This is a genomic window from Streptomyces sp. NPDC017529 (assembly GCF_044329785.1).
Lineage (GTDB): Bacteria > Actinomycetota > Actinomycetes > Streptomycetales > Streptomycetaceae > Streptomyces.
The window spans coordinates 158703-174481 of the sequence record NZ_JBIRJY010000005.1 but is presented as its reverse complement, the minus strand read 5'-3'; the positions used below and the strand labels follow the sequence as shown (position 1 = coordinate 174481).

General features: G+C 73.0%; 14 protein-coding genes and 1 pseudogene. 9 read left to right on the top strand and 6 right to left on the bottom strand.

From position 1 onward, the window contains the following. Positions 1-67: 67 nt before the first annotated feature. The gene (locus ACH4K4_RS14570; protein WP_398168003.1) at positions 68-1945 is read left to right on the top strand and encodes a serine/threonine-protein kinase; all 1878 of its coding nucleotides are present in this window, start codon (positions 68-70) and stop codon (positions 1943-1945) included. A gap of 84 nt (positions 1946-2029) precedes the next feature. Here the strand turns inward: ACH4K4_RS14570 and ACH4K4_RS14565 are convergent, their stop codons facing one another. Then, positions 2030-4084 (bottom strand): NPCBM/NEW2 domain-containing protein, encoded by a 2055-nt coding sequence (locus ACH4K4_RS14565; RefSeq protein WP_398167436.1) that lies wholly within the window; start codon positions 4082-4084, stop codon positions 2030-2032. A 213-nt stretch (positions 4085-4297) separates the two neighbouring features. On the opposite strand from ACH4K4_RS14565, the gene ACH4K4_RS14560 reads away from it, so the two are divergent. From ACH4K4_RS14560 to ACH4K4_RS14540, 5 genes are all read left to right on the top strand, one after another. After that, positions 4298-5614: an ABC transporter substrate-binding protein gene (locus tag ACH4K4_RS14560; RefSeq protein WP_398167435.1), complete on the top strand. Its 1317-nt coding sequence runs from the start codon at positions 4298-4300 to the stop codon at positions 5612-5614. Between the two features lie 58 nt (positions 5615-5672). Next, positions 5673-6587 (top strand): carbohydrate ABC transporter permease, encoded by a 915-nt coding sequence (locus tag ACH4K4_RS14555; protein ID WP_398167434.1) that lies wholly within the window; start codon positions 5673-5675, stop codon positions 6585-6587. Next, positions 6584-7513 carry a carbohydrate ABC transporter permease gene (locus ACH4K4_RS14550; protein ID WP_398167433.1) on the top strand — a complete coding sequence of 310 codons (930 nt, stop codon included), beginning with the start codon at positions 6584-6586 and terminating at the stop codon, positions 7511-7513. The genes ACH4K4_RS14555 and ACH4K4_RS14550 overlap by 4 nt, the downstream gene beginning before the upstream one ends. Before the next feature lie 113 nt (positions 7514-7626). Continuing rightward, the gene (locus ACH4K4_RS14545) at positions 7627-7920 is read left to right on the top strand and encodes a hypothetical protein (protein WP_398167431.1); all 294 of its coding nucleotides are present in this window, start codon (positions 7627-7629) and stop codon (positions 7918-7920) included. 73 nt (positions 7921-7993) lie between these two features. After that, positions 7994-9007 (top strand): NUDIX domain-containing protein, encoded by a 1014-nt coding sequence (locus ACH4K4_RS14540; RefSeq protein WP_398167429.1) that lies wholly within the window; start codon positions 7994-7996, stop codon positions 9005-9007. Between the two features lie 56 nt (positions 9008-9063). Here the strand turns inward: ACH4K4_RS14540 and ACH4K4_RS14535 are convergent, their stop codons facing one another. Further along, on the bottom strand, positions 9064-10437 hold the full coding sequence (locus ACH4K4_RS14535; protein ID WP_398167427.1) for a dipeptidase: 1374 nt from the start codon (positions 10435-10437) through the stop codon (positions 9064-9066). Positions 10438-10628: 191 nt separating this feature from the next. On the opposite strand from ACH4K4_RS14535, the gene ACH4K4_RS14530 reads away from it, so the two are divergent. The 3 genes from ACH4K4_RS14530 (at position 10629) to ACH4K4_RS14520 (ending at position 13938) form a co-directional block, all read left to right on the top strand. Beyond that, positions 10629-11834: a geranylgeranyl reductase family protein gene (locus ACH4K4_RS14530; RefSeq protein ID WP_398167426.1), complete on the top strand. Its 1206-nt coding sequence runs from the start codon at positions 10629-10631 to the stop codon at positions 11832-11834. Between the two features lie 116 nt (positions 11835-11950). After that, on the top strand, positions 11951-13276 hold the full coding sequence (locus ACH4K4_RS14525; RefSeq protein WP_398167424.1) for a sensor histidine kinase: 1326 nt from the start codon (positions 11951-11953) through the stop codon (positions 13274-13276). Continuing rightward, positions 13273-13938, top strand: coding sequence for a response regulator (locus tag ACH4K4_RS14520; RefSeq protein ID WP_398167422.1), 666 nt, complete (start codon positions 13273-13275; stop codon positions 13936-13938). The genes ACH4K4_RS14525 and ACH4K4_RS14520 overlap by 4 nt, the downstream gene beginning before the upstream one ends. 27 nt (positions 13939-13965) lie before the next feature. On the opposite strand, the pseudogene ACH4K4_RS14515 reads toward ACH4K4_RS14520, so the two are convergent. The 4 genes and pseudogenes from ACH4K4_RS14515 to ACH4K4_RS14500 form a co-directional block, all read right to left on the bottom strand. Further along, positions 13966-14136, bottom strand: a pseudogene (locus ACH4K4_RS14515) (glyoxalase); the annotation flags it as partial. Positions 14137-14169: 33 nt separating this feature from the next. Then, on the bottom strand, positions 14170-14415 hold the full coding sequence (locus ACH4K4_RS14510) for a DUF6332 family protein (RefSeq protein ID WP_398167421.1): 246 nt from the start codon (positions 14413-14415) through the stop codon (positions 14170-14172). A gap of 73 nt (positions 14416-14488) precedes the next feature. Next, entirely contained in the window at positions 14489-15244 is a 756-nt protein-coding gene (locus ACH4K4_RS14505; RefSeq protein ID WP_398167420.1) for a maleylpyruvate isomerase family mycothiol-dependent enzyme, read from the bottom strand. Continuing rightward, positions 15231-15614 carry an SCO4225 family membrane protein gene (locus ACH4K4_RS14500; RefSeq protein WP_398167418.1) on the bottom strand — a complete coding sequence of 128 codons (384 nt, stop codon included), beginning with the start codon at positions 15612-15614 and terminating at the stop codon, positions 15231-15233. The genes ACH4K4_RS14505 and ACH4K4_RS14500 overlap by 14 nt, the downstream gene beginning before the upstream one ends. Between the last annotated feature and the right edge of the window lie 165 nt (positions 15615-15779).

Genomic DNA, 15779 nt, shown 5'->3' with positions numbered 1-15779 from the left:
GCCCTCTAGGCTGTTGCCGACCTGACAGGGGACGAGTGGGGCGAACGGGGCGAGCGGCGTGGATGGCATGGACGGGCCGGGCGGTGCGGACGGCAACGGCAACGACGGTGGCAACGACGGTGGCGGTGGCGGTGGCGGTGGCGGTGCGAGGGGCGCGGCGGGCGGGGAGCTGACCGGGCGGCTGCTCGGCGGGCGCTACCGGGTGACCGGCCGGATCGGGCGCGGCGGCATGGGCGTGGTCTGCCGGGCGGTGGACGAGGTGCTGGGCCGGGAGGTCGCCGTCAAGGTGCTGCGCGCCTACACCGACGCGTCCGCGCCGGAGCTGGCCGACCTGCGGACCCGGATGCAGCGCGAGGCGCGGGCCGCGGCCCGGGTCCGGCACTCCGGCGTGGTCACCGTGCACGACGTGCTCGACGAGGACGGGCGGCCGGTCATCGTCATGGAGCTGGTCGAAGGGCCGTCGCTGGACGACGCGCTCGGCCGGCACGGCGCGATGGACCCGCGCGAGATCGCCGCGGTCGGCGCCAAGGTGATGGACGCGCTGGCCGCGGCGCACCAGGCGGGTGTGCTGCACCGGGACGTCAAGCCCGGCAACGTGCTGCTGGAGGGCTGGGAGCACCGCCCCGGCGGTACGGGCTCCTGGGACGGCCGGGTGGTGCTCACCGACTTCGGCATCGCCAGCATCGAGGCGCCGGACGACGGCGCGTCCACCCACCTCACCCGCAGCGGCGAGCTGGTGGGTTCGCTCGACTACCTGCCGCCGGAGCGCGCCCAGGGGCAGCCGCCCTCGCCCGCCTCGGACATCTGGTCGCTGGGCATGACGCTGTACGCGGCCGTGGAGGGCGGCGGCGCACCGTTCCGCCGTACCTCGGTCTGGTCGACCCTGACGGCGATCGTCTCCGAACCGCTGCCCGAGCCGGTACTGGCCGGGCCGCTGACGCCCGTCCTGTACGCGCTGATGGCCAAGGACCCGGCCGCCCGGCCCAGCGCCGCCGAGGCGCGGGCGCTGCTGGCGGCGGTGGCCGAGGGGCGCGGCCCGGCGCGGCCGGGGCCGTCCTGGTCGCCCACCGCGCCGGACCTGCCGGCGGGGCCGCCGCCCCCGCCAGCGGCGGCGCCCGCCGGTCCGGCGGTACCCGCGGGCCCGCCCGCGCCCGCCGGGCCGCCGGTGGACTCCGGTGGCCTCGGCGACCGGGAGACGGCCGCCGTACGGCCCGTGGACGCCGCCGCACGTCCGGCCGCCGGGCGCGGGCGCCGCACCGCCGTGCTGGCCGCCGCCGCGGCCGCGGTCCTGCTGGCGGGCGGCGGGGTGACGTACGCGCTGATGGACCGGGACTCCGGTCGTACCGCCGCGGAGCGGCCGCCCGCCGCGTCCCCCGGGGAACGGTCCGCGCGGGCCGACGCGTCGGGCACGCCGGAGGGCGGCAGGGACGAGAAGGCCGGCGGGAAGGAGGCGGGGAAGGGCGAGGGGGCGCGGAGCGCGTCGCCCTCGGCCCCGGGCGAGCCGTCGCGCGACGCCGCTTCCGGCAAGCCCCGGCCCGGCGGTGGCGCCACTCCCGGGAAGGGCGGTGCCGCTCCGGGCGGTGGTGGCGCGAGCGGCTCCCCTTCCGGCGGCACCGTCCCGGGAGGCGGCGCCACGGGAGGCTCCGGCGGCGACCAGGGGCCCAGCTCCTGCGCGCCCATCGGCGGCGGCAAGGCCAACTGCCAGGTGTGGCGCGCCGCCGCCTCGTACACCGGCTCCTTCCAGCGGGTCGGCACCCTGAACGCGGGCACCAACTACTTCTACTGCCAGGCGAATCTGGGCCGCCGCGAGAGCTCCGGCAGGTGGACCAACGTCTGGTGGGCGAAGACGGACGACGACAGCGGCAACTCCGGGGTCTACGTCAGCGTCGTCTACATCAAGGGCGGCGAGAACGACGCCCCGGTGCCCGGCCTGCCGGCCTGCTGACCCGCACCGGGCCCGGCCGTCCGCCGGGGACCGGGCGGGCCCGGCGGCCCGCCCGGCCGGTGTGCCGTGCGCCGGTCCGCGGTGTCAGCAGCCGAACTTGGCGTCGGCCCAGTCCGCGTGGTCGTACTGGACGCCGTCACCGCCGTCCAGCACGACCAGTCGTACGGTGCTCGCCCCGGCGACCGAGGCGCTGACGGCCTTCGCCGGGTCAGTGCCGGTCAGCTTGCCGCTGTCGGCGACCCGCCGCCCGTCGGCCCACACCTCGAAGGTGACCGAGCCCCGGTCGCCCGTCTCGTCGTCGACGCCGACCTGCGCGCCGAACGACGAGCACCGGCCGCCCGTGTAGTAGGTGATGTCGCTGGGCGCGTGGGCGCCCAGCCCCTTGGCGAACGGTACGCCGCCGATGCGGAGCGGCCCGCCGTCACCGGCCTGGGGCCCGCCCACGCTCGTGTCCCGCTCGACCGGCCCCCAGCCGTTGGTGGCGGTGACCGGGGTCAGGTCGCTGGCGTACGAGGTGCCGGCGGGCGGCGGTACGACGGCGTGCACCGGGACCGCCAGGGTGTCGGTCACCCGCTGGCCGCGCGTCGAGCGGTAGTCGGTGGTCAGGGTCAGCTCGTACGCGCCGGGTTTCGTCCCGGCCGGCGGCGCGAATTTCCACGCGGTGGCCAGCGTCTTGCCCGGCGGCAGCGCCGCGGCCTCGGTGGGCGTGACCGGCTCGACGCGCCAGCCCTGCGGGCCCTTGAGGCCGATCTTCACGTCCAGCGCGGGGGTCTGGCCCAGGTTGCGGGTGAGGGTGCCGAGCCGGGCCTCCGTGCCGGCCTCGACCGGCCCCGGGTCGCGGGCGGTGCCGGTCTCGACGGTCGGCGGGTAGTGCGGCCACTGCCGGTCGGCGGAGACGCGGTAGACGAGCGTGCCGCGCGCCGGCACGGTCGCGGCGATCTCGCCCCCGGTGTGGGTGTCCCGGTGCTTCCACAGGTCGCGCAGCCGGTAGCCGCTCGCCTGCGGCAGTCCCGCGTCCTTGGCCGTCGTGGCGATGCGCTGCGGCCGGTCGGTCTCGTTGAACAGCGCCACGGCCCGGTCGCCGCCGGCCAGCGGCTTGCTCAGCACCCACCGGCCGCCCTCGGACGCGAGGACCTCGGCCTGCTTGCCGAGCGCGTCCTGGTCGACGGCCAGGATCTCGCGGTTGCCGAGGATCTCGTACGTCGCCGGGGTCGCCTTGCGCAGGTCGGTGCCGATGAGCAGCGGCGCGGCCATCATCGACCACAGCGAGAAGTGGCTGCGGTACTCGGTGTCCGTCATGCCGCCGTTGCCGACCTCCAGCATGTCCGGGTCGTTCCAGTGGCCGGGTCCGGCGTACCGGGCCAGCGGCGCGTTCGCCTTGAAGATCGTCACCATGCTTTCCCAGACGTCACTGATGTCGCCGGTGGTGCGCCACAGGTGCCCGACGTCCGCCGCCCACTCCCACGGCTTGTTCTCGCCCCACTCGCAGATGCTGTAGACGATGGGCCGGCCCGTCGCCTTCAGGGCGTCGCGCATGGTGATGTAGCGCTGCTTCGCGTCCACCCCCTGGTTGTTGCAGTTGTCGTATTTGAGGTAGTCCACTCCCCAGTCGGCGAACTGCCGGGCGTCGGAGTACTCATGGCCCAGCGCGCCGGGCATGGCCTGCGCACAGGTCCTGGTGCCGGCACTGGTGTAGATGCCGAACTTCAGGCCCTTGGAGTGGACGTAGTCGGCCACGGCCTTGATGCCGTTCGGGAAGCGGGTCGCGTTCGGGACCAGCTTGCCGTTCGCGTCGCGCTCGGACTCGGCCCAGCAGTCGTCGAGGTTGACGTACTCGTAGCCGGCGGCCTTGAGCCCCTTCTCGACGAAGAGGTCGGCGATCCCCTTGATCATCGCCTCGTTGAACTCGGCCCGGCAGTGGGTGGAGTTCCAGTTGTTGAAGCCCATGGGCGGGGTCTTGGCCAGGCCGTCGGGCAGCCGCGGCGCGTGGGGGGCGGCCGGGCCCCGGGCCGGAGCGTCGGGCGTGCGGGCCGCGGCCGGTACGGCCGTCAGTCCGGCCGTACACACAAGGGCCGCGGACAGCGCGCCGGCCATTCTTCGCCGGGCGCGACGGCGGGTGAGGGGGAAGTGCGGGCGCATGAATCGCGTCCTCCGTTCGAAGGGGAATGCAGGGAAGTCATGTACCGGTCAATCGGGAGTGTTTACGGTAAGGCTTGTTGGAGTGTGTTGGAAGGCGGAAGTCGGCATTCCTGGTTATGCCCGCCAGAAGCCTTGACTGGGCCCCCTGTTGGGAGTGAGATCCCAGCACTCGCGTTCGGTTCTGTTCGGTTCCACCCCTGAGGAGGGGGAGACATGGTCCAGTCATCGGGCAAGGGTCCAGGCGGGTACGGGCCTCGGGCGGTACGCGGGGTGTCCCGGCGGTCCCTGTTGCGCGGCGCCGCGGCCGGCGCGGGGGCGGTCGCGGCGCCTTCGCTGCTCGCCGCGTGCGGTGGCGGCCCCGGCGACGGCGTCACCCTGGGGTCCAACGCCTCCGACGCCGTGCCGAAAAAGGCGTACGCCGAGGCCTTCGCGGCGTACGAGAAGAAGGCGAAGAAGACGGTGGACGTCAATACCGTCAACCACGAGAACTTCCAGGAGAACATCAACCGCTACCTCCAGGGCACGCCCGATGACGTCTTCACGTGGTTCGCCGGATACCGCATGCAGTACTTCGCGCGAAAGGGCCTGCTCGCCGACATCAGCGACCTCTGGAGGGAGTTCGACGGGTTCTCCGACGCGGTGAGGAAACAGTCCACGGGCGAGGACGGCAAGCAGTACTTCGTGCCGTACTACTACTACCCGTGGGCGGTCTTCCACCGGAAGAGCGTTTTCCGGACGAGGGGATACGAGGTCCCGCGGAACTTCGATCAATACCGGGCGCTCGCCCGGCAGATGCAGAAGGACGGCCTCACCCCCTTCGCCTTCGGCGACAAGGAGGGCTGGCCCGCCATGGGAACCTTCGACTACCTCGACATGCGGGCCAACGGATACGACTTCCACATCGCGCTGATGCGAGGGGAGAAATCCTGGACCAGCCCCCAGGTGCGACAGGTGTTCGACCTCTGGAGGGGTTTGCTGCCGTACCACCAGAAAGGGGCGAACGGCCGGACCTGGCAGGAGGCCGCCCAGTCCCTCCAGCGGAAGAAGAGCGGCATGACGGTGCTCGGACTGCCGCACCCGGGCCAGCAGTTCACCCCCGCCAACCGCGAGGACCTGGACTTCTTTCCCTTCCCCGAGATCGATCCGGCTTTCGGGCAGGACGCGGTCGAAGCGCCGGTGGACGGGTTCCTGATGGCGAAGAAGGCGAAGAACAAGGCCGGCGCCAAGGACCTGCTGAAATACCTCGCGACCCCGCAGGCCGAACTGATCTACCTGAAGCGGGACCCGAACAACGTCGCGGTCAACAACCAGGCCGGCACGCAGGGCTACGACGCCCTCCAGAAGAAGGCCGTCCGGCTGGTGTCCGGCGCCCGGCAGATATCGCAGTTCATGGACCGCGACACCCGCCCGGATTTCGCCTCGACCGTACTGATCCAGGCGATCCAGCAGTTCATCGGCAAGCCGGACGACATCGACGGCCTGGTGAACGACATCGAACGGCAGAAGAAACAGATTTTCGCCGCCGACTGAGAGGCCGCTCCGGCGCCGCGAACACCGTGCACCGTAGACCGACGGGGGGCCGACCACCGTGCCGAAGACCGCAGCCCGGCGCGCCGGGCACCGGGGCCCGCGGCGCCACACCCGCCGCGACCTCGCCGTACTGGGCGTGCTGCTGGGCCTGCCGGTCCTGCTCGACCTCGCCCTGATCTGGGGCCCGACGCTGGCTTCCGTCCTCCTGTCCTTCACCACCTGGGACGGCGTCGGCGACATCGAATGGGCCGGTGTCCGCAATTACGCGAACCTCTTCGCCGATTACCCGCAATTCTGGCCCGCGGTCCGCAACAACCTCCTCTGGCTGGTCGCGCTGGGACTGCTCGGGACCCCCTTCGGGCTGCTGCTCGCCGTCCTCATCGACCGCGGCGTGCGGTTCAGCCGCTTCTACCAGTCCACGCTCTACATGCCGGTGGTGCTCTCGCTCGCCGTCGTCGGCTTCATCGCCCAGCTCGTCCTGTCCCGGGACCAAGGGGCGCTCAACGCCGTCCTGGGCAACGAGAAGAACCCCGTCGACTGGCTCGGCGACCCGGACCTCAACATCTGGATGGTCCTGCTGGCCGCCTGCTGGCGGCACACCGGATACGTCATGATCCTCTACCTCGCGGGCCTGAAATCGGTCGATCCGACGCTCAAGGAAGCCGCCGCGATCGACGGCGCGAGCGAACGGCAGGCGTTCTTCCGGGTGGTGCTGCCGGCGCTGCGCCCGGTGAACGTCATCGTCGGCGTCATCACCGTCATCGAAGCGCTGCGCGCCTTCGACATCGTCTACGCCGTCAACAAGGGCCGCAACGGGCTGGAACTGCTGTCCGTCCTGGTGACCGACAACATCATCGGCGAGGCGAGCCGGATCGGGTTCGGCTCGGCCATCGCCGTCGTCCTGCTGCTGGTCTCCCTCGGATTCATCATCACCTATCTCGTCCAGGAACTGAGGGGGGAACAGCGGCGATGACCGTATCCGCCGACCGGGTCACGCGTCCGGCACGCCCCGGGAATCCCGCGCGTCCCGCGGGCGGCGCGCCGGGCCGCCGCCGGGGACGTTTCGGGGTGCACGCCTTTCTCCTCGCCGTCTCCCTGGCCTTCCTCGCGCCGCTGCTGCTGGCGGTCTACGCCTCGCTGCGCCCGTACGAGGAGACCGCCAGGGACGGCTATTTCTCGCTGCCGAGCCGGCTTTCCCTCGACTATTACCGGCAGGCGTTCAGCGATTCCGGCATGGGCAGGTACTTCCTGAACTCCCTGCTGATCGCCGTGCCGGGCGTACTGGTCACCCTCTTCCTGGCGTCCTTCACGGCCTTCGCCGTGGCCCGGCTGCGGCTGCGCGGCTCCATGGTCCTGCTGATGGTCTTCACGGCCGGGAACCTGTTGCCCCAACAGGTCATCGTCACCCCGCTCTACGTTCTCTTCAACAAGGTGCCGCTGCCGTACTGGATGTCCGACTCGATGACGCTGTACGACTCGCTGTGGGCCGTGCTCGCCGTACAGATCGCCTTCCAGCTCGGCTTCTGCGTCTTCGTCCTGGCGAATTTCATGCGGACCCTGCCGCAGGAAATCCTGGAGGCCGCGATCGTCGACGGAGCGGGCGTGTGGACCCGGTACCGGCACGTGACACTGCCGCTGTGCCGCCCCGCGCTCGCCGCTCTGGGCACCCTGCAATTCACCTGGATGTACAACGACTTCCTCTGGGGCCTGGTCTTCCTCTCCACCGGCGACAAACTCCCGGTCACCTCGGCCCTGAACAACCTGCGCGGCCAGTTCTTCACCGACTACAACCTGCTCGCGGCCGGCTCGGTCATCGTCGCCCTCCCCACGATCGTCGTCTTCCTGCTCCTGCAACGGCACTTCATCGCGGGCCTGACCCTGGGCGCGAACAAGGGGTGACGCGCGGCGCCCCGGCCCCGTACGCGCGCGGGAAAACAGGCGCGCGGCCTCTTGCCGGGTACGGCCGGTGCGGCGACGCTCCGGCTACGTCCCGAAGGGGAAAGGGGAGCGTCATGACGAACGCTCAGATGTGGGTGCTGATCGTGGGATTCGCCTCGCCGTTGCTCATCTCCGTGGTCAATCAGCCACAATGGTCGCCGGCCGCCAGAACCGCGGTACAGGTGGTGGTCTCGGTGCTGGTGGGGCTCGGGAGCGCGCTGTTCGCCGGGGATTTCGCCGGAAAGTCCGTGGTGACCAGCATCCTTGTCGCCGCCGTGGCCGCGATCAGCGCGTACAAGGGGGTCTTCAAACCTTCCGGTATCGCGCCGAAGGTGGAAAGGGCCACGTCTCCGGCCGCGCGCGGATAGCCCCGTCCCCCCAAAAGTTTCCGTGGCAGGGTGTTACGGGCAACTCACTGGGGTCTAGGGACAAGGGGGCAATGTGATCGTCTGGCTGAACGGCGCGTTCGGTGCGGGAAAGGCCACCGCGGCCCGGCACCTGCTGGACCTGCTGCCCGGGAGCACGCTCTACGACCCCGAACGGGTCGGCGGCGAGTTGCGGCTGTTGCTGCCGGCCACGCGGCTGGCGGAGGTCGACGGCTACCAGGACCTGCCGTCCTGGCGCCGGCTCGTGGTGGACACGGCGGCGGCGCTGCTCGACGAGGTGCCGGGGCCGCTCGTCACGCCGATGCCGCTGCTGCGCCAGGAGTACCGGGACGAGATATTCGGCGGTCTCGCCTCGCGCCGGGTGCCCGTGCGCCATGTGTTGCTGCACGCGGAGGAAACGATCCTCCGCGAGCGCGCGGGCCGCGCCGGTGCCGACGCTGCCGCACCGGACCGGTGCCGGGCGCACCTGGAGGCGTACGAGGAGGCGCTCGGCTGGCTCAAACAGGACGCGCACGTCATCGACACCGCCCGGCTGACGCCGCGGGAGACCGCCGAGCGGGTCGCGGAGGCGGTCCGCTCCGGGGCCGGGGCCTGCGACATCGTGCAGACACCGCAGCCCACCGCGGAGACGCTGGCCGCAGGGGTGCTGCTCTTCGACGACGCCGACCGGGTGCTGCTGGTGGACCCGACGTACAAGCCGGGGTGGGAGTTCCCCGGCGGCGTCGTGGAGCCGGGCGAGCCGCCGGCGCAGGCCGGGCTCCGCGAGGTCAGCGAGGAACTGGGCATCCGGCTGCACAGCACCCCCCGGCTGCTGGTACTGGACTGGGAAGCGCCCCGGCCGCCCGGGTTCGGCGGGTTGCGGATGCTCTTCGACGGCGGGCGGCTGGCGGGGGAGCAGATACGCGACCTGCTGCTGCCGGGCCCGGAACTGCGGGACTGGCGGTTCGCCACCGAGGCGGAGGCGGCGGACATGCTGCCCCCGGTGCGCTGGAACCGGCTGCGCTGGGCCTTGCGCGCACGCGAACAGGGACGCCCGCTGAACCTTGAGGCGGGCGTCCCTGTCGGATGAGGCGGTGCCGGCCGGGGGCGGCGGGAGGCCCCCGGCCGGCACCGGGGTCCCGGGCGTCAGCTGCCGGCGGGCTCGTACTGCCGGGCGTACTGCTGGAGGAACAGCGCCTCGGCGAGCGAGAGGCGCTCCAGTTCCTCGGGCGAGACGCTCTCGTTGACCGCGTGGATCTGCGCGTCGGGCTCGCTGAGGCCGATGAGCAGGATCTCGGCCTGCGGGTAGAGGGCGGCCAGGGTGTTGCACAGCGGGATCGACCCGCCCATGCCGGACGTCTGCATCTCCGTGCCGTCGTACGCCTCCCGCATCGCCGACGCCATCGACGCGTACGCCGGGCTGCCGGTGTCCGCGCGGAACGGCTGGCCCTGCCCGATCTGCTCGACCGTGACCCGCGCGCCCCACGGGGCGGCCTTCTCCAGGTGCGCGGTGAGCAGCTTGGTCGCCGCCGCGGCGTCCGTGCCCGGCGGCACCCGCAGGCTCACCAGCGCCCGCGCGCCGGCGTGCACGGACGGCGTGGCACCGACCACCGGGGGGCAGTCGATGCCGAGGACGGTGACGGCGGGCCGGGCCCACAGGCGGTCGGCGACCGTACCGCTGCCGGTCAGGCCGACGCCGTCGAGCACCTTGGCGTCCTTGCGGAACTCCTCCTCCGGATATTGCAGGCCCTCCCAGCGCGCGTCCGCCTCCAGCCCCTCGACCGCCGTCGAGCCGTCCTCGGCCCGCAGCGAGTCCAGGATCCGGATCAGCGCCGCCAGCGCGTCGGGGGCGGCGCCGCCGAACTGGCCGGAGTGCAGATTGCCCTCCAGGGTGTCCACCTGGACGCGCAGCGCCGTCATGCCGCGCAGCGTCGCGGTCACCGTCGGCAGGCCGACGCGGAAGTTGCCGGTGTCGCCGATGACGATGGCGTCGGCCGCCAGCAGCTCGGGGTGGGCCTCGGCGTACTGCTCCAGGCCGCCGGTGCTCTGCTCCTCCGAGCCCTCCACGATCACCTTGACGCCGACCGGGACGCCGCCGTGCTCCTTGAGCGCCCGCAGCGCCGTCAGGTGCATGATCAGGCCGCCCTTGCAGTCGGCGGCGCCGCGTCCGTACCAGCGCCCGTCCCGCTCGGTCAGCTCGAAGGGAGGCGATATCCAGGCGGCCTCGTCCAGCGGCGGTTGCACGTCGTAGTGCGCGTACAGCAGCACGGTCGGCGCACCGGCCGGGCCCGGCAGGTAGCCGTAGACCGACTGGGTGCCGTCCGGGGTGTCCAGCAGCGCCACATCGGTGAAGCCCTCGGCCCGCAGCGCGCCCGCGACCCACTCGGCGGCGGCCTCGCACTCGCTCCGGGGGAACTGCGCCGGGTCCGCGACCGACCTGAAGGCCACCAACTCGGTCAGCTCGGCCCTGGCCCGGGGCTGCAGCGAGGCGACGGTTTGCGCGAGCGGGCTGTCAGGCATGGAACGCTCCTTGTGGGCGCGGCGTTGTACACGTGTTGTACACATGCGGGTCCGTCCGGCTCTTCGGGCCGGACCAACCGTACGTACGGGCGATTGTGTGGCCGATCTTCCCACAGGAGGAGCGCCCGACGGCGCGCCGTAGGATGCGGGCGGTACGCGCAGCAAGGCATCGAACGGGAGCAGAAGCACAGGTGAGCAGCGAGAGCGCAGCCGAGGAGAACCAGCCGGTGTGGGACGTCGTGGTGGTGGGGGCGGGGCCCGCCGGCGCCTCGGCCGCCTACGCCGCGGCGTGTACGGGACGCCGGGTGCTGCTCCTGGAGAAAGCCGAACTGCCCCGCTACAAGACGTGCGGCGGCGGCATCATCGGACCGTCCCGCGACGCCTTGCCGCCCGGCTTCGACCTGCCGCTGCGCGACCGGGTCCACGCGGTGACGTTCTCCCTCAACGGCAGGATGACCCGCACCCGCCGTTCCAAGAACATGCTGTTCGGCCTCGTCAACCGCCCCGAGTTCGACGCCCGGCTGGTCAAGACCGCGCAGGACGCCGGCGCCGAGCTGCGCACCGGCGTCACGGTCTCCCGGGTCGAACAGCACGGCTCGGCGGTGCCCGACCGGCGGACCGTCGCCGTGGTGCTCGGCGACGGCGAGGTGGTGCTGGCCCGCGCGGTGGTCGGCGCGGACGGCAGCGCCAGCCGCATAGGCGCCCACGTCGGCGTGAAGATGGACCAGGTCGACCTGGGGCTGGAGGCCGAGATCCCGGTGCCGCCGACGGTCGCCGAGGACTGGGCGGGGCGGGTGCTCATCGACTGGGGGCCGATGCCGGGCAGCTACGGCTGGGTCTTCCCCAAGGGCGACACCCTGACCGTCGGCGTCATCTCGGCCCGCGGCGAGGGCGCCGCGACCAAGCGCTACCTGGACGACTTCATCGGCCGGCTCGGCCTCGCGGGCTTCGAGCCGGAGATCTCCTCCGGCCACCTGACCCGCTGCCGCGCCGACGACTCGCCGCTCTCCCGCGGCCGGGTCCTGGTGTGCGGGGACGCCGCCGGGCTCCTGGAGCCGTGGACCCGCGAGGGCATCTCCTTCGCGCTGCGGTCCGGGCGGCTCGCAGGGGAGTGGGCGGTCCGCGTCTCGGAGGCGCACGACGCGGTGGACGCGCGGCGCCAGGCCCTGAACTACGCCTTCGCCATCAAGGCGGGGCTGGGCGTGGAGATGGGCGTGGGCCGCCGTATGCTCACGGTCTTCTCCCGCCGCCCCGGCATGATCCACGCGGCGCTCACCGGCTTCCGGCCGGCCTGGCACGCCTTCGCGAAGATCGTCCGCGGCACGACGACGCTGGCCGAGATCGTCCGCACCCACCCGGTCGCCCGGCGGGCGCTGGGGGCGATGGACCGGCAGTAGGGGAGCGGGCGGGGCGCGGGAAACCGGCCGCCCTCGCCGGATACTCCCCTGGGAGTACACCTGGTCACCGCGCCGGGCTGACGCCACCGTACGGTGTGCCGGTCTAGCGTGGCGGCATGGACAAGGGACGGCCGCCGTGGGCGCGGCCCTGCCACGGACCGCGCCCCGGCCGGTGGCGGCCGGCGGACGGCGATCTCCCCGCCGGCCGGCCCGGCGCGCGGCTGCCCTGGGTCTCGACCGTCGTTTTCACCGGGTTCGTGCTCGTGGGCTCGCGCATCGCCGGGAAGAACCAGCCCGCCCGCGCCGACCTCGACCCGCTCGCGTACCTGCTGCTGGTCACCGGCGCGGCGCTGCTGCTCCTGCGGCACCGCTTCCCGCGCACGGTCACCCTCGGCACCGCGCTCACCTCCGCCGCCTACCTCGCCGCCGGATACCCCTACGGCCCGGTCCTGCTCACCATCGCCTTCGGCTGCTTCGCGGGCATCGTCGCGGGCCGGCGCCGGACCGCCTGGGCCGCCGTCGGCCTGGTGTGGGTCAGCCATCTCCTGGTCGGCCACTGGCTCTACCACCGGCTGCCGCCCGAGGGCGACGGGCCCGCGCCCTGGGGGGAGCAGCTGTTCGTCACGGCCCTGGTGGTGGCGGTGGTTGCGGTGTCCGAGCTGGTGCGCGTACGGCGTGAGCAGTTCGCGAAGGCGCGCGCGGAACGGGTGGCCGCCGAGCGGCGGCGGGCCGACGAGGAGCGGCTGCGGATCGCCCGCGAGCTGCACGACGTGCTCGCGCACAGCATCTCCGTCATCAACGTCCAGGCAGGCGTCGGCCTCGCTCTCCTGGACGACGACCCCGAGCAGGCGCGCACGGCCCTGACCACCATCAAGGCCGCCAGCAAGGAAGCGCTGGGCGAGGTACGGCAGGTTCTGGACACACTGCGGTCCCCGGGCGACGCGCCGCGCTCCCCGGCGCCCGGCCTGGACCGGCTGCCCGAGCTCTGCGAGCAGGCCGAGGGCGCCGGCCTGACGGTGGAGGTCACCGAACGGGGCCGGCCGGCGGGGCTCGCCCCGGGCACCGGCCTCGCGGCCTTCCGGATCGTCCAGGAGGCGCTGACCAACGTCGTCCGGCACTCCGGATCCCGTACCGCCCGCGTCCGGCTCGCGCACCGGCCGGGCGAGCTGGAGATCACGGTCGACGACGACGGTCCCGCGACCGCCGACGGGCGCGCGGGGGACGTCTCCGGGGGCGGCAACGGGCTGGTCGGCATGCGGGAGCGGGCCGCCGCCCTCGGCGGCACCGTCGCGGCGGGACCACGCCCGGACGGCGGCTTCCGGGTGCGGGCCCGCATCCCCCTCAGGGCCGCGGCACCGTACGGCACACCGGCGCCGCACCGCCCCGGCGGCGCCCGCACTGCGGATACGGTGATCCCCACCGCCACCGAGGAGGAGTCGTGACCCGGGTACTGCTCGCCGACGACCAGCTGCTGGTCCGCGCCGGATTCCGGGCCCTGCTGGACGCCCAGCCCGGCATCGAGGTCGTCGCCGAGGCGGCGGACGGCGAGGAGGCGCTGATCGCCGTCCGCGAACTGCGCCCCGACATCGTCCTGATGGACATCCGGATGCCGGTGCTGGACGGCCTCGCCGCCACCCGCCAGATCACCGAGGACCCCCGGCTGTCGGCGGTGAAGGTCGTCATGCTCACCACCTTCGAGCTGGACGAGTACGTCTTCGAGGCGATCCGCTCCGGCGCCTCCGGCTTCCTGGTCAAGGACACCGAGCCGGAGGAGCTCGTACGGGCGGTGCGCGCCGTGGTCGAGGGTGACGCGCTGCTCTCGCCGGGCGTCACCCGCCGGCTGATCGCCGAGTTCGCCGCCCGGTCCAAGGAGCCGGCCGCCGCCGGCACGCTGTCCGGGCTCACCGAGCGGGAGCGGGAGGTGATGGCGCTGGTCGGCATCGGGCTGTCCAACGAGGAGATCGCCCGCCGCCTGGTCGTCAGCCCGCTGACCGCCAAGACCCATGTCAGCCGCACGATGGTCAAACTGGGCGCCCGGGACCGCGCCCAACTGGTCGTCCTGGCCTACGAGACGGGGCTCGTCCGCCCGGGGTGGCTGGGGTAGCCGGCAGCCGGCAGCCGCCGGGGCCGTCCGTCGCACGCCCCACTCCTCGTCCTGCGACGGGTGAACAATCTCCGCGCCGCTCTCCCGTACGGCCGCGTAGACCGCGTCCACGTCGTCCACCTCCCCTCTCATGTCGGGGGTGACCGGCGCCGTCTTGTCGGCGGCCAGGAAACTGACCTGCGCCGCCGGGGCGAACGGCCATCGACAACACCAAGGGACGTGATGCTGCTCTTAGCTCGAACGTCCCCCGGTGAAGCGGCGCAGGACCCGTACCACCCGCCAGACGAACGCGACGCCCGCCGCGCACCCGGCCGCCGCCAGGAGCGCGCCGGACCAGCCTCGGCCCGGGTCCGTGAACAGCAGGGGGCTCAGCACGGCGCCGAAGGCGGCACCGGCCGCGAACACGCCGGTCAGCAGGGCGAAACCGATCTCGACAGTCATCGCGTCGCGCTCGGCCTGGGAACGGGTCGGAGACATGGTGACAGTCTGTCATGTGAAGCCCTGAATTTCGTGGTGGCCCACCCTGCCGGCCGCCCCCTCGCCCGGTGTCTCAGATGCCGGAGCGCTCCTGCCACAGGCGGGCCAGGGAGACCTCACCCGTGACCGTGATGCCGTCCAGCGACCGGCGGTTCCACAGGGCGAAGTACAGGTCGGATGCCGTCCCTTCCATCACACAGTCCGCCGCGCCACCACCCGGCGCAGCGGTGAACGGTATGCGCTCGGCGCGCGGCGGAGCGTCCGAGAGGGCCACCTTCCACGCCGCCCCGGCCGCGCCGGTCGCCCGTATCAGGAGCGTTTTCGGCAACTCCGTACGCATCGTGCTGCGCTCCCGGGCGTGCATGCCGACGAGCAACTCGTCGATGCCGTCGGCGGCGAAGGCCGGATCGGCGGCGGTCAGGCCCGCGCCGAGCGCGGCCTCCGCGTCGGCGCGGTGCACCGCCGTCTCGTGGGCCTGCCGCCGCGCCCAGAAGGCCAACGGGGAGGGCGCGGGCAGGAAGGTCCAGCACGAGAGGTCGGCCGGGGCCGCGCGCAGCGTCTCCACGAGCTGCCGGCAGCCGTCGCGCAGCCAGTCGGCGAGCGCGTCGTCGGACAGGCGGGGGGCCTCGGGGAACGGGACCGGCTCCGGGCGGCCGTGCGCCACGAAGCCCGTGGCCCAGCGGTGCACCTGCCCCGTGTGGGTGAGCAGGTCGCGTACCCGCCACTGCGGGCAGCTGGGAACCGGGGCATCCGCCCCGGCCTTCTCCGCGGCGTCCGCGAGCAGTTGGCCGTCCCGTCGCAGGGACTCGGTGAAGTCAGCGATCTCCATGCCGACGAGTATGGCGGCGACCACTGACAACGGCGCCGCGCGCGGCCGGCCGGCCGCGCAGGCTCCGGTGGACGAGCCCGAGCAGCAGCGCGTTGACCAGGGCGGCCACGACCAGCGCCGCGATCGAATACCACTGCGGGGAGCCGGAGTCGGCCCACAGCGCGTCACCGGCGAGCCACAGCGGGAAGACCGTCGGAGCGGTCAGCAGCACGACCCAGATGCCGGCGAACGAGGCGTCCGCGTGCCGGACGAAAGCCATGTCCACCAGGGCGAAGAGGGCCGCCGCGACGACCAGGGCGAGGTAGACCAGCGAGACCGGGTTGCCGAACATCAGCCGCGCGGGGCCGCGCAGCCGGGGTGTGGTGTCCAATGCAGCCCCCTCCGCGCCGGGGTGGCCGGTCGGCGCCGGGCGTGCGCGTCCCGCGCGCCGGGGCTTCCCGGCCGGGTGCCCCGGCCGAATCCGTGACCGAGTCACCCATTATGGTCGGCAACCGGTCCCTTCCGGCAGGCCGGGTACCCGGCATCCGGGTACCCA

What these genes read in the sequence shown, in the direction of transcription:
- ACH4K4_RS14570 (WP_398168003.1), top strand. Translation starts at nt 68, where the DNA reads ATGGACGGGCCGGGCGGTGCGGACGGCAACGGCAACGACGGTGGCAAC.
- ACH4K4_RS14565 (WP_398167436.1), bottom strand. Translation starts at nt 4,084, where the DNA reads ATGCGCCCGCACTTCCCCCTCACCCGCCGTCGCGCCCGGCGAAGAATG.
- ACH4K4_RS14560 (WP_398167435.1), top strand. Translation starts at nt 4,298, where the DNA reads ATGGTCCAGTCATCGGGCAAGGGTCCAGGCGGGTACGGGCCTCGGGCG.
- ACH4K4_RS14550 (WP_398167433.1), top strand. Translation starts at nt 6,584, where the DNA reads ATGACCGTATCCGCCGACCGGGTCACGCGTCCGGCACGCCCCGGGAAT.
- ACH4K4_RS14545 (WP_398167431.1), top strand. Translation starts at nt 7,627, where the DNA reads ATGACGAACGCTCAGATGTGGGTGCTGATCGTGGGATTCGCCTCGCCG.
- ACH4K4_RS14535 (WP_398167427.1), bottom strand. Translation starts at nt 10,437, where the DNA reads ATGCCTGACAGCCCGCTCGCGCAAACCGTCGCCTCGCTGCAGCCCCGG.
- ACH4K4_RS14525 (WP_398167424.1), top strand. Translation starts at nt 11,951, where the DNA reads ATGGACAAGGGACGGCCGCCGTGGGCGCGGCCCTGCCACGGACCGCGC.
- ACH4K4_RS14510 (WP_398167421.1), bottom strand. Translation starts at nt 14,415, where the DNA reads ATGTCTCCGACCCGTTCCCAGGCCGAGCGCGACGCGATGACTGTCGAG.
- ACH4K4_RS14505 (WP_398167420.1), bottom strand. Translation starts at nt 15,244, where the DNA reads ATGGAGATCGCTGACTTCACCGAGTCCCTGCGACGGGACGGCCAACTG.